The organism is Melaminivora alkalimesophila (assembly GCF_000282995.1).
In the GTDB taxonomy this organism is placed as follows: Bacteria; Pseudomonadota; Gammaproteobacteria; order Burkholderiales; family Burkholderiaceae_C; genus Melaminivora; species Melaminivora alkalimesophila.
In genome coordinates this window covers 1-11,774 of sequence record NZ_ALEE01000201.1, presented here as the reverse complement: position 1 = coordinate 11,774, position 11,774 = coordinate 1, and the positions used below count along the sequence as shown (strand labels likewise).

Sequence of the window (11,774 nt, the reverse complement as noted above, 5' to 3'; positions counted from 1 at the left end):
TGGTACGGCCTATGGGGAGCAGGTCACAAGGGTGATCCGGTCACCTATCAACTGCCGAACCCGGCAGGCGGCGTACAACTGGAAACCTTCGTGCCCTGGACGCTGGTGAAGCGGGGGCTGAAGAAGCAGGTCATCACGCCCTTGGACGCGCCGCAGGCATTTCTGTCCGAGGCCACCCGGGAGCGGCAAGCCCGGTCGGCCGCGCAGGACACCGCGTTGATGCGGGCGCTTGGCCTCGCACACCACTGGCAACGCCTGCTGGACGAAGGGCGATTCGCATCGATCAGCGAGATCGCACAAGCCGAGGGCCTTGATCTCGGTCGCGCCAGCAGAATCGCCCGATTGGCTCACTTGGCACCCAGCATCGTTGAATCCTGCGCAGCCGGTGAGGATGCTGGGGTGACCCTGGAGCGTGTCTGCCGCCGGGCCATCCCGCAGCGATGGGACGTTCAGTGCGCGCGCCTGCTATCCGGCCGATGAGCCGCAGCAGCTGCCCTTGCCGCGCTCCTGAATCGGCGGGCACGGCACGGTGCCGTAGGAGCAGTACACACAGCAATCCCCCGGCTTGGGCTTGAGCACCGTGTGGCACTGCTCGCACTCGTAGAACCACTGACAGGCATCGGTGGGCATCGTCTCGGTCTTGGCGTAGCCGCACGCGGGACAGGTCAGCGTCGATTCCAGGATCACTGCCGTCATTTGGCGTTCCCTACGACGGTCGAGGGGTAGCCCGCCTCCTTGGTTGCACGCGTCAGGGCCTCGACGTCGGTCTTCGCATCATCGAAGGTCACCGTGGCCTCGCGCCGGTCCAGGCTCACCTCGGTCTTGCTGACGCCCGATACTTGGGTCAGCGCCTTCTTCACCGTGATCGGGCAGGTGGCGCAGTTCATGCCGGGCACGGACAAGGTGACGGTCTGGGTCGCTGCCCACAAGGGCGAGGCGAAGGCGGCACATGTGGCCAGCGCAACGAGCTTCTTCATGGCAATCTCCTTTCAGTAGAACCAGGGCGCGATGAGCGGGAATCCGAGGGCGAGGACCACCAGCGCCACCACGATCCAGTACAGCAGCTTGTAGCTGCGCTTGACCGACGGCCGCGCGCAGACCTGCCCCGGTACGCAATCCGTGGCCGGTCGCCAGATGCGCCGGTAGGCGAAGAACAGCGCCACCACCGCCGCGCCGATGAACAGGGGCTGGTAGGGTTCGAGCAGGGTCAGGTGGCTGATCCACGCGCCCGAAACGCCGAGCGTGATCAGCACCAGGGGGCCGAGGCAGCAGGTGGAGGCCAGGATGGCGGCCAGCCCGCCCGCCAGCAGCGCGCCGCGTCCGCCGCCTTGTGTATCTGTTGGTCGATCTGTATTCATGTGTTAATCTTACTTCCGTACTTAAGTACGGAGTCAAGCGCCATGAATGAACCCCCCGAAACCCTGACCATCGGCGTCCTGGCCGATGCCGCCGGGGTCAACGTCGAGACGATCCGCTTCTATCAACGCAAGGGGCTGATGCAGGAACCCGACCGGCCGCTGGGCGGCATCCGTCGCTACGGCAAGGCGGATCTGGCGCGCGTGCGCTTCATCAAATCGGCCCAGCGCCTGGGGTTCAGCCTGGACGAGATCGGGGAATTGCTGAAGCTCGAGGATGGATCGCATTGCACCGAGGCCCGCGCGCAGGCCGAGCGCAAACTGGCCGATGTGCGCGAGCGCCTGGCCGACCTGCGCCGCATCGAAGTCGTGCTGCAGGATCTGGTGCAGCGCTGCTGCGCCGCCCAGGGCGAAGTGCGCTGTCCGCTGATCCATGCCCTACAGGAGGCGTGACGATGGAACTGATGAAAGTCGCCATCCTGTTTGCCGTCACGGCGGTCGCTGAAATCGTTGGCTGCTACTTGCCTTGGCTCGTCCTCAAGCAGGACAAGCCGGTGTGGCTGCTGGTACCGGCTGCCTTGTCGCTCGGGCTGTTTGCGTGGCTGCTGACGCTGCATCCGACGGCAGCGGGGCGCACCTACGCGGCCTACGGCGGGATGTACATCGCCGTCGCGCTGGTCTGGCTGCATTTCGTCGATGGCGTGAACTTGACCCGCTGGGACGTCGCGGGAGCCAGCGTCGCCTTGGTCGGTATGGCGGTCATCGCATTGCAGCCTTCAACGTCTGGGTGAGCGCTGCCTCGATCCGTTCTCGGTCGCCTGCGCTACAGCAAACGAAAACCGCAACCCGCAGCCATCAACCCCTTGAAAACACACGACTTCGCCACTTGCTCGGTCAAGAGACCCGCAGAGAACGGAGAGAGAAAAACGGCACAGTCGGGCCTGAACATCGGCGTACCCGCAAGGGGAAGGTCAAGAGCCCAGGCCCGGAAACCGCGCCAACACTGGGGGAACGGGCAAAAAAAATCCCAACCGATGAGGGTTGGGATTTTGGGTATTGGTGGAGCTGGCGGGAATTGAACCCGCGTCCGCAAGCCTTCTTCGGGCAGATCTACATGTTTAGCGTTCTGGTTTGGATCTCGCATCCCACATCGCGCAGACGCACGCTATGCAGGACGCCAGTACCCTTGGATCTCACGCCATGCCAAGGTACCCGGCACAGCGCCAGCTGATGTGAATTCCCTTGCAGCCGGGAGGCCTTGCGGCCCCCTTGCCCAGCCCATCAGCGTGCTGTTGCAAGGCTCACCGGTATTTAGGCGGCGAGTGCGAAACGTTCGTCGTTTGCAGTTACTTTGTCGAATGGAGATTTACGAGCGTCACTCAAGCTCGACATGCACCACTCCGATTCCGAACCCACGTCGAAACCAGGACAGCCCCGTGTTCCGTATTTTACGCCAAGTGCAGCAATTTCAATAGCCCCAGGGGAGATTCGATGCAGCCATCCGCTCCCCACGCGGTGGCCTCACCATCTTGCCCCAGGTAGCCGTAGAGCGCCGCCACCGTGCGCATGCCCGCCGCGCGTCCCGCTTGGACGTCGCGCAGGTCATCACCTACATAGATGCACTCGGCCGGCGAAAGTTCCAGTCGCGTGGCAGCCTCCAGCAGCGGCGCCGGGTGCGGCTTGGCGTGCGGGGTGGTGTCGCCGCTCACGATGGTGGCGGCGCGCCCGATCAGCTCGAGCCGCTGGGCGATCAGCGAAGTGAAGCGCGTGGACTTGTTGGTCACCACGCCCCAAGCGAGCGCCTGCCGCTCCAGGGCGCCCAGCAGCTCGGCCACCTGCTCGAACACTTCCGTCTGCTCGTGGATGCAGCGCTCGTAGTTGTCGAAGAATTCCTCTTTCAGGGCATCGAAGTCTGCGTGGTCGGGCGCGATCCCGAGCGCGATGGAGATCATGCCGCGCGCGCCCGCGCCCGCCATGGGCCGGTAGCAGGACAACGGCAGGGGCTCCAGGCCACGCTGCGTGCGCAGCTGGTTGGCCGCGCGGCCCAGGTCCGGTGCGCTGTCGATCAGGGTCCCGTCCAGGTCGAACAGCACGGCGCGCACGCCGCCCCAGTCGGCTGCGCCGCTCATTCGGCGGGTCTCCGGGTGGCAAAGAGGTAGTTCACGCTGGTGTCGCTGCTCAGCCAGTAGCGCCCGGTCAGGGGGTTGTATTCCATGCCCCGCGTGTGCACCAGCTCCAGCCCGGCATGGCGGCAGGCGGCCGCCAGCTCGCTCGGACGGATGAACTTGGCGTACTCGTGCGTGCCGCGCGGCAACAGCTTGAGCAGGTACTCGGCCCCCAAAATGGCAAAGGCAAAGGCCTTCGGGTTGCGGTTGATGGTCGAGAAGAAGACCCAGCCTCCGGGCTTGACGAGCAGTGCGCAGGCCCTGACCACCGACCCGGGATCGGGCACGTGCTCCAGCATTTCCATGCAGGTCACCACGTCGAAGGACTGCGGCGCCTCCTCAGCCAGCGCCTCGGCGCTGATCTCGCGGTAGCGCACGCGCGGGGTTTCGGCCTCCAAGGCGTGCAGGCGCGCCACGCGCAGCGCCTTGTCGGCCAGATCGATGCCCAGGACGTCCGCCCCCCTGCGCGCCATGGAGTCCGCAAGGATTCCGCCGCCGCAGCCCACATCCAGCACGCAGCGCCCCTCGAGCGGCGCGATCTGGTCGATCCAGTCGAGCCGCAGCGGGTTGATCTGGTGCAGGGGCTTGAATTCACTCTCCGGATCCCACCAGCGGTGGGCCAGCTCGGAAAACTTGGCGAGTTCCGCCGGATCGGCATTCACGTTCTCGGTCATGGACGCATTCTCCTCTGAAAACCGCAGACGAAAAAAAGCCCCGTTGCCGGGGCTCTTTTCTGGTCACTGAGAAGTGGATCAGTTGGCGCGGGTGCCGACCACTTCGATTTCCACGCGGCGGTTCTTGGCGCGGCCTTCCTTGGTGCGGTTGTCCGCCACAGGCTGCTTCTTGCCCTTGCCTTCGGTGTACACGCGGCTCTTGTCGATGCCCTTGGAGACCAGGTAGGCCTTCACGGCTTCGGCGCGGCGCACGGACAGCTTCTGGTTGTACTCATCGGTACCGATGGAGTCGGTGTGACCCACGGCGATGATCACTTCCAGGTTGATGCCCTGCACCTTGGACACCAGGTCGTCCAGCTTGGCCTTGCCTTCGGGCTTCAGAACCGACTTGTCGAAGTCGAAGAACGCGTCGGCGGCGTAGGTCACCTTGCTGGCCGTGGCCGGAGCGGGTGCGGGAGCCGGGGCGGGGGCGGCCGCAGGAGCCGGGGCCGGGGCGGCGGCAGGAGCCGGAGCGGCCTTCACCAGAGCACCGTCGCAGCCTTCGGCTGCCGTGGCGGGCGTCCAGTTGGCGTCGCGCCAGCACAGCTCGTTCGTGCCGTTCTTCCAGACCAGCTCGCCCGTGCCGTTTTGCCAGTTGTCGATCACATTGCCGCCATCGGCCGCCTTCACTTGGGCACCAGCCGAGGTAGCAAGCACGGCAGAGGCCAACAACATCGCCACTTTGTTCAGTTTCTTCATGGTTCTCCTCTTGGGGATAAAGCCGCAGCCGCGCTGCGAAACATGGACGTCGTCAGTGACCATCACCAAAAACGTTGAAACGATTGTGCCATACGTAACAAGCGCGGGGCCTCCCGCAGGGGGGCCGAACCGTAGGACAAAAGCGCAATACCGGCAATATGTTGCGCTGCTGCGACAAGGCGAAGCCCCTAGAATGGCCGATTCCCGCTGCACCGCAGCCTGACCGTCCGTTGCCATGAACCAGTTCGCCAAAGAGACCCTGCCCATCAGCCTGGAAGAGGAGATGCGCCGCAGCTACCTCGACTACGCCATGAGCGTGATCGTCGGGCGCGCCCTGCCGGATGCGCGCGATGGCCTCAAGCCGGTGCACCGGCGCGTGCTCTACGCCATGCACGAGCTGAACAACGACTGGAACCGGCCGTACAAGAAGTCCGCGCGCATCGTGGGCGACGTGATCGGCAAGTACCACCCGCACGGCGACAGCGCAGTCTACGACACCATCGTGCGCATGGCGCAGGACTTCTCGCTGCGCCACATGCTGGTCGACGGCCAGGGCAACTTCGGCTCGGTCGATGGCGACAACGCCGCCGCGATGCGCTACACCGAGATCCGCCTCGCGAAGATCGCCCACGAGATGCTGGCCGACATCGACAAGGAGACGGTGGATTTCGGCCCCAACTACGACGGCAGCGAGAGCGAGCCGCTGGTGCTGCCGAGCCGCCTGCCCAACCTGCTGGTCAACGGCTCCGCGGGCATCGCCGTCGGCATGGCGACCAACATCCCGCCGCACAACCTCAACGAGGTGGTGGATGCCTGCCTGCACATGCTGCGCCACCCGGAAGCCACCATCGACGAGCTGATGGAGATCATCCCGGCGCCGGACTTTCCCACCGCCGGCATCATCTACGGCATCAATGGCGTCAAGGAAGGCTACCGCACCGGGCGCGGGCGCGTGGTGATGCGCGCCAAGGTGCATTTCGAGGACATCGACCGCGGCCAGCGCCAGGCGATCATCGTCGATGAGCTGCCCTACCAGGTCAACAAGAAGACGCTGCAAGAGCGCATGGCCGAGCTGGTGCACGAGAAGAAGCTCGAGGGCATCAGCCACATCCAGGACGAGTCCGACAAGTCGGGCATGCGGCTGGTGATCGAGTTGAAGCGCGGCGAGGTGCCCGAGGTCGTGCTGAACAACCTCTACAAGCAGACGCAGCTGCAGGACACCTTCGGCATGAACATGGTGGCGCTGGTCGATGGCCAGCCGCGCCTGTGCAACCTGAAGGACCTGATCGTCGTCTTCCTGCAGCATCGCCGCGAGGTGGTGACGCGACGCACGGTGTTCGAACTGCGCAAGGCGCGCGAGCGCGGCCACGTGCTGGAAGGCCTGGCGGTGGCGCTGGCCAACATCGACGAGTTCATCCGCATCATCCGCGAATCGCCCACGCCGCCCGTTGCCAAGGCCGAGCTGATGAGCCGCTCCTGGGACAGCCAGCTGGTGCGCGAGATGCTGACGCGCACGCGCGAGGGCGGCGACGTGGTGAACGCCGACGATTACCGGCCGGAAGGGCTGGAGCGTGAGTTCGGGATGCAGCAAGGCGGCCTGTACCGCCTGTCGGACACGCAGGCCCAGGAGATCCTGCAGATGCGCCTGCAGCGCCTCACCGGGTTGGAGCAGGACAAGATCGTCGGGGAATACAAGGACGTGATGGCGCACATCGACGATCTGCTGGACATCCTCGCGAGCCCGGGGCGCGTCTCGACCATCATCGCCGAGGAGCTCACGGCGCTGCGCACGGAATTCGGCCAGACGCGCCTTGGCGCGCGCCGCAGCACCATCGAGTACAGCGCGCAGGATCTGTCGACCGAAGACCTGATCACGCCCACCGACATGGTGGTGACGCTCAGCCACACGGGCTACATCAAGAGCCAGCCGCTGTCGGAGTACCGCGCGCAGCGCCGCGGCGGGCGCGGCAAGCAGGCGACGCAGACCAAGGAAGACGACTGGATCGACCAGCTGTTCATCGCCAACACGCACGACTGGATCCTGTGCTTCTCCAACCGCGGGCGGCTGTATTGGCTCAAAGTGTGGGAAGTGCCGGCCGGCTCGCGCGGCTCGCGCGGGCGGCCGATCGTCAACATGTTCCCGCTGCAGGACGGCGAGAAGATCAACGTGGTGCTGCCGCTCACCGGCGCCATGCGCCACTTCCCCGAGGACCACTACGTGTTCATGGCGACCAGCATGGGCACGGTGAAGAAGACGGCGCTGTCGGAATTCTCCAACCCGCGCAAGGTCGGCATCATCGCCGTGGGCCTGGACGAGGGCGACTACCTGATCGGCGCGGCGCTGACGGATGGCCAGCACGACGTGATGCTGTTCTCCGACGGCGGCAAGGCCGTGCGCTTCGACGAAAACGACGTGCGCCCCATGGGCCGCAACGCGCGTGGCGTCAAGGGCATGACGCTGGAAGAAGGCCAGAGCGTGATCGCCATGCTGGTGGCCGAGGACGAATCGCAAAGCGTGCTCACCGCCACCGAGAACGGTTTCGGCAAGCGCACGCCGATCGGCGAGTACACGCGCCACGGCCGCGGCACCAAGGGCATGATCGCCATCCAGCAGTCCGAACGCAACGGCCGCGTCGTCGCCGCCACGCTGGTGCGCCCCGACGACGAGATCATGCTGATCACCGACACCGGGGTGCTGGTGCGCACGCGCGTGTCGGAGATCCGCGAGCTCGGGCGCGCCACGCAAGGGGTGACGCTGATCGCGCTGGACGACGGTGCGCGCCTGTGCGGTCTGCAGCGCATCGTGGAAAACGACGCCCACGGCGCCGATTCCGCCGACGAGGCCGGACCTGCGGCCGACGAAGCCCAGGACTGAGAACGCCCCTCCCCCCAACCCTGCCCCCGCCCGCCGGGGGCGCCCGAAGCATTGCCAGAGCCATGAACCGCCCCTTCAATTTTTCCGCCGGCCCGGCCGCGATCCCCGAGGAAGTCCTGCGCCAGGCCGCCGCCGAGATGCTCGACTGGCACGGCAGCGGCATGGGTGTCATGGAGATGAGCCACCGCGGCAAGGAATTCATCGCCATCTACGAGCAGGCCGAGGCCGACCTGCGCGAGCTGCTGGCGGTGCCGCCGGAGTTCCGCATCCTGTTCATGCAGGGCGGCGGCGTGGCGGAAAACGCCATCGTGCCGATGAACCTCTCGCGCGCCGCCACCGTGGACTTCGTCGTCACCGGCGCGTGGAGCCAGAAGTCGCGCAAGGAGGCGCTGAAATACGCCGCCGAGGTCCACACCGCGGCCTCGGGCGAGGACAGCCACTTCACCAGCATCCCCGACCCGGCCAGCTGGCAGCTCAGCCGCGGCGCCAGCTACGTGCACCTGTGCAGCAACGAGACCATCCACGGCGTCGAATTCCACGAGCTGCCGGACCTGCGCGCGCTCGGCAGCGACGCGCCGCTGGTGGTGGATTTCTCCTCGAACGTCGCCTCGCGCCCGGTGGACTGGTCGCGCGTCGGCCTGGCTTTCGGCGGCGCGCAGAAGAACCTGGGCCCGGCCGGCCTCACGCTGGTGGTGGTGCGCGAGGACCTGCTCGGCCACGCGCTGCCGATCTGCCCCAGCGCCTTCGATTACGCCATCGTCGCGGAGCACCGCTCCATGTACAACACGCCCCCGACCTGGGGGATCTACATCGCCGGCCTTACCTTCCAGTGGCTGCTGCGCCAGCGCGAGGGCGAGGCCACCGGCATCGCTGCCATGGAGCGGCGCAACATCGCCAAGGCCGAGCGCCTGTACGGCTACATCGACCAGTCGCAGTTCTACGTGAACCAGGTGGCGCCGCACTGCCGCTCGCGCATGAACATCCCCTTCCTGCTGCGCGACGAGGCGCGCAACGACGCCTTCCTGGCCGGGGCGCGCGAGCGCGGGCTGTTGCAGCTCAAGGGCCACAAGTCCGTGGGCGGGATGCGCGCCAGCCTCTACAACGCCATGCCGATGGAGGGCGTCGAGGCGCTGATTGCCTACATGCGAGAATTCGAGCAGCACCACGCCTGAGAGCGTGGCGCCCGGCCCCCGGCGCGCCCGCACAACAACGACAAGGGCCCCGAAGCCCCTTCTCCTGCCCCGATGAACACGCCCCACGCCTCTCCCGACCTTGCCGAGCTGCGCACGCAGATCGATCGGCTGGACCAGCAACTGCTGCAACTGCTCAACGAGCGCGCCCGGGTGGCCGAGCAGGTGGGCGAAGTCAAGAAGCGCGAGGGTTCGCCCTTCTTCCGCCCGGACCGCGTGGCCCAGGTGATCGAGAAGATCACGCGCGCCAACCCCGGCCCGCTCAAGGGGGCGCACGTGGCCGCCATCTGGCGCGAGATCATGTCGGCCTGCCTGGCGCTGGAATCGCCGCAGCGTGTGGCGGTGCTGGGGCCGGAAGGGACCTTCTGCGAGCAGGCGGCGATCGAGTACTTCGGCGGCGCGGCCGACCTGATGTACTGCAACAGCTTCGACGAGGTGTTCCACGCCACCGCGGCCGGCAGCGCGCAGTACGGCGTGGTGGGCGTGGAAAATTCCAACGAGGGCGTGGTCACGCGCTCGCTCGACATGTTCCTGCACACGCCTTGCCAGGTGGTGGGCGAGGTCAGCCTGCTGGTGCGCCACAACCTGCTGCGCCTGGAGCCCTCGGCCGAGGAGATCGAGGCCGTGCTGGCGCACCCGCAGGCGCTGGCGCAATGCCACGCCTGGCTGGCCAAGCACCTGCCGCACGCCGAGCGCCGGCCGGTGTCGAGCAATGCCGAAGGCGCCCGCCTGGCCGCCACGAATCCTGCCTGGGCAAGCATCGCCAGCGAGCGCGCCGCGCAGCAATACGGACTGCACGTGGTCGCCCGCGCCATCCAGGACGACGCCTACAACCGCACGCGCTTTGCCGTCATCTGCCTGCCGCACACCCTGGCCACCCCGGCGCCCACGGGCAAGGACTGCACCAGCCTGATCATCTCCGTGCCCAACCGCCCGGGGGCGGTGCACGACCTGCTGGTGCCCCTGAAGAAGCATGGCGTGTCGATGACGCGCTTCGAATCGCGCCCGGCGCGCACCGGGCAGTGGGAATATTATTTCTACATCGACATCGAGGGCCACCCCGCCGAGGAGAACGTCGCGGCGGCCCTGGCCGAGCTGCAGCAGCTGTGCGCCTTCTACAAGGTGCTGGGCACCTATCCCGTGGCCTCCTGAGAGCCGGGGCGCATTCCCATGTTCGAGCAACTCGGATTGATCGGCTGCGGCCTGATGGGCGGCTCCTTTGCGCTGGCATGCAAGCGCGCCGGGCTGGTGCGCCGCGTGGTGGGCTACAGCAAGTCGCCCTCCACCACGGTGCGCGCACGCCAGCTGGGCGTGATCGACGTGGAGGCGCCTTCGGCCCTGCTGGCGGTGGCCGGTGCCGACCTGGTGCTGGTGGCCGTGCCGGTGGCGGCGACCGGGGCCACGCTCAAGGCCATCCGGCACCTCGTGACCCCCCACATGCTGGTCATGGACGTCGGCTCGACCAAGCACGACGTGGTGCGCGCGGCGCGCCAGGCGCTGCGCGACCAGTTCGGCAGCTTCGTGCCGGCGCACCCCATCGCCGGGCGCGAGGTCGCGGGGGTGGAGCACGCCGACGCGCAGCTCTACCAGGGCGCGCAGGTCATCCTCACGCCCACCGAGCACACCCGCACGGCGCAGCTGCGCCAGGCGCAGGAGCTGTGGACGGCGCTGGGCTGCCGCGTGCAGAGCATGGCACCGGAAGTGCACGACGCCGCCTTCGCAGCGGTCAGCCACCTGCCCCACCTGCTGGCCTTCGCCCTGATGGGCAGCATCAACGGCCAGCCCCAGGCCGACGCCCTGCTGTCGGTGGCCGGGCCGGGCTTTCGGGATTTCACGCGCATCGCGGCGGCCGACCCCCAGCTGTGGCGCGACGTGCTGCGCGCCAACCGCGATGAGGTGCTCGCCCAATCCCGCCTCTTCAAGGAAGCGCTGGCGGCGCTGGAGGACGCCATGCAGGCCGACAGCGACCAGCCCCTGGAAGACCTGATCACCCTCGCCAGCGCCACGCGCGCGCACTGGCGCATGGGCCGCGCGCGCGGCACCGAGGACCCCTGATGTTTGCAACTGCCTTCCTGGACCTGCCGCCGCTCGCCAGCGCCGGTGGCAGCGTCGCCCTGCCCGGCTCCAAGAGCATCTCCAACCGCGTGCTGCTGCTGGCGGCGCTGAGCGAGGGCACGACCGAGGTGCACGAGCTGCTGGCCTCGGACGACACGCGCGTGATGCTCGATGCGCTGCGCGCCATCGGCTGCGGCGTCGAGGAACTGCCCGGCGACCAAGTGCGCATCACGGGCCTGGGGGCGAAGGCGCCACGCTCGCCCGCGAGGCTGTTCCTCGGCAATGCCGGCACCGCCATGCGCCCGCTGGCCGCCGCGCTGGCGCTGCTCGGGGGGGAGTTCGAACTCTCCGGCATCCCGCGCATGCACGAGCGGCCCATCGGCGACCTGGTGGACGCGCTGCGCCAGCTCGGCTGCCGCATCGACTACCTCGGCAACGAGGGCTTCCCGCCACTGCGCATCGCGCACGCGAACGGCCTGCCACCGCTGCAGCTGGACGGGCCGATCCGCGTGCGCGGCGACGTGTCGAGCCAGTTCCTGACGGCGCTGCTGATGGCGCTTCCCCTGGTGGCGCGCGAGCGCGCCGTCACCGTCGAGGTCGTGGGCGAGCTGATCTCGCGGCCCTACATCCACATCACGCTCGAATTGCTGGCGCGCTTTGGCATCGGCGTTGAGCGGGGCGAGGACTGGCAGCGCTTCACCATCCCTGCCGGCAGCCGCTAC

General features: G+C 67.4%; 13 protein-coding genes, 1 other RNA gene and 1 pseudogene. 8 read left to right on the top strand and 7 right to left on the bottom strand.

From position 1 onward, the window contains the following. A partial coding sequence (locus tag A612_RS03295; RefSeq protein WP_420891022.1) for a hypothetical protein occupies positions 1 to 480 on the top strand: 480 nt, incomplete at its 5' end. On the opposite strand, the gene A612_RS03290 is transcribed toward A612_RS03295, so the two are convergent. From A612_RS03290 to merT, 3 genes are read right to left on the bottom strand one after another with little or no spacing between them, the layout of a single operon-like run. Then, positions 466 to 696: a GDCCVxC domain-containing (seleno)protein gene (locus tag A612_RS03290; protein WP_019373166.1), complete on the bottom strand. Its 231-nt coding sequence runs from the start codon at positions 694 to 696 to the stop codon at positions 466 to 468. The genes A612_RS03295 and A612_RS03290 overlap by 15 nt on opposite strands. Next, positions 693 to 977 carry a mercury resistance system periplasmic binding protein MerP gene (merP, locus tag A612_RS03285; RefSeq protein WP_019373165.1) on the bottom strand — a complete coding sequence of 95 codons (285 nt, stop codon included), beginning with the start codon at positions 975 to 977 and terminating at the stop codon, positions 693 to 695. The genes A612_RS03290 and merP overlap by 4 nt, the downstream gene beginning before the upstream one ends. A 12-nt stretch (positions 978 to 989) precedes the next feature. Next, positions 990 to 1,358 (bottom strand): mercuric ion transporter MerT, encoded by a 369-nt coding sequence (gene merT, locus A612_RS03280; RefSeq protein ID WP_019373164.1) that lies wholly within the window; start codon positions 1,356 to 1,358, stop codon positions 990 to 992. Between the two features lie 42 nt (positions 1,359 to 1,400). Between merT and merR the strand changes: the two genes are divergently transcribed. Both merR and A612_RS03270 read left to right on the top strand, forming a co-directional pair. Continuing rightward, positions 1,401 to 1,808: an Hg(II)-responsive transcriptional regulator gene (merR, locus tag A612_RS03275; protein ID WP_019373163.1), complete on the top strand. Its 408-nt coding sequence runs from the start codon at positions 1,401 to 1,403 to the stop codon at positions 1,806 to 1,808. A gap of 2 nt (positions 1,809 to 1,810) precedes the next feature. Further along, positions 1,811 to 2,146 (top strand): YnfA family protein, encoded by a 336-nt coding sequence (locus A612_RS03270; protein ID WP_019373162.1) that lies wholly within the window; start codon positions 1,811 to 1,813, stop codon positions 2,144 to 2,146. Positions 2,147 to 2,412: 266 nt separating this feature from the next. Here the strand turns inward: A612_RS03270 and ssrA are convergent. From ssrA to ompA, 4 genes are all read right to left on the bottom strand, one after another. After that, positions 2,413 to 2,791, bottom strand: a transfer-messenger RNA (tmRNA) gene (gene ssrA / locus A612_RS16385). A 12-nt stretch (positions 2,792 to 2,803) separates the two neighbouring features. Next, positions 2,804 to 3,484, bottom strand: a complete 681-nt coding sequence (locus tag A612_RS03265; protein ID WP_019373161.1) for an HAD family hydrolase — start codon at positions 3,482 to 3,484, stop codon at positions 2,804 to 2,806. Next, positions 3,481 to 4,194 carry a bifunctional 2-polyprenyl-6-hydroxyphenol methylase/3-demethylubiquinol 3-O-methyltransferase UbiG gene (gene ubiG / locus A612_RS03260; RefSeq protein ID WP_019373160.1) on the bottom strand — a complete coding sequence of 238 codons (714 nt, stop codon included), beginning with the start codon at positions 4,192 to 4,194 and terminating at the stop codon, positions 3,481 to 3,483. The genes A612_RS03265 and ubiG overlap by 4 nt, the downstream gene beginning before the upstream one ends. 78 nt (positions 4,195 to 4,272) lie before the next feature. Beyond that, entirely contained in the window at positions 4,273 to 4,932 is a 660-nt protein-coding gene (ompA, locus tag A612_RS03255) for an outer membrane protein OmpA (RefSeq protein ID WP_019373159.1), read from the bottom strand. Positions 4,933 to 5,167: 235 nt separating this feature from the next. On the opposite strand from ompA, the gene gyrA reads away from it, so the two are divergent. From gyrA to A612_RS03230, 5 genes and pseudogenes are all read left to right on the top strand, one after another. Next, positions 5,168 to 7,807 (top strand): DNA gyrase subunit A, encoded by a 2,640-nt coding sequence (gyrA, locus tag A612_RS03250; RefSeq protein WP_019373158.1) that lies wholly within the window; start codon positions 5,168 to 5,170, stop codon positions 7,805 to 7,807. 62 nt (positions 7,808 to 7,869) lie between these two features. Next, positions 7,870 to 8,979 (top strand): 3-phosphoserine/phosphohydroxythreonine transaminase, encoded by a 1,110-nt coding sequence (serC, locus tag A612_RS03245; RefSeq protein WP_019373157.1) that lies wholly within the window; start codon positions 7,870 to 7,872, stop codon positions 8,977 to 8,979. Between the two features lie 72 nt (positions 8,980 to 9,051). After that, positions 9,052 to 10,149, top strand: coding sequence for a prephenate dehydratase (gene pheA, locus A612_RS03240; protein WP_019373156.1), 1,098 nt, complete (start codon positions 9,052 to 9,054; stop codon positions 10,147 to 10,149). Between the two features lie 18 nt (positions 10,150 to 10,167). Further along, the gene (locus tag A612_RS03235; protein ID WP_019373155.1) at positions 10,168 to 11,052 is read left to right on the top strand and encodes a prephenate dehydrogenase; all 885 of its coding nucleotides are present in this window, start codon (positions 10,168 to 10,170) and stop codon (positions 11,050 to 11,052) included. After that, positions 11,052 to 11,774 (top strand): annotated as a pseudogene (locus A612_RS03230) (bifunctional 3-phosphoshikimate 1-carboxyvinyltransferase/cytidylate kinase); the annotation flags it as partial. The gene A612_RS03235 and the pseudogene A612_RS03230, both read left to right, overlap by 1 nt.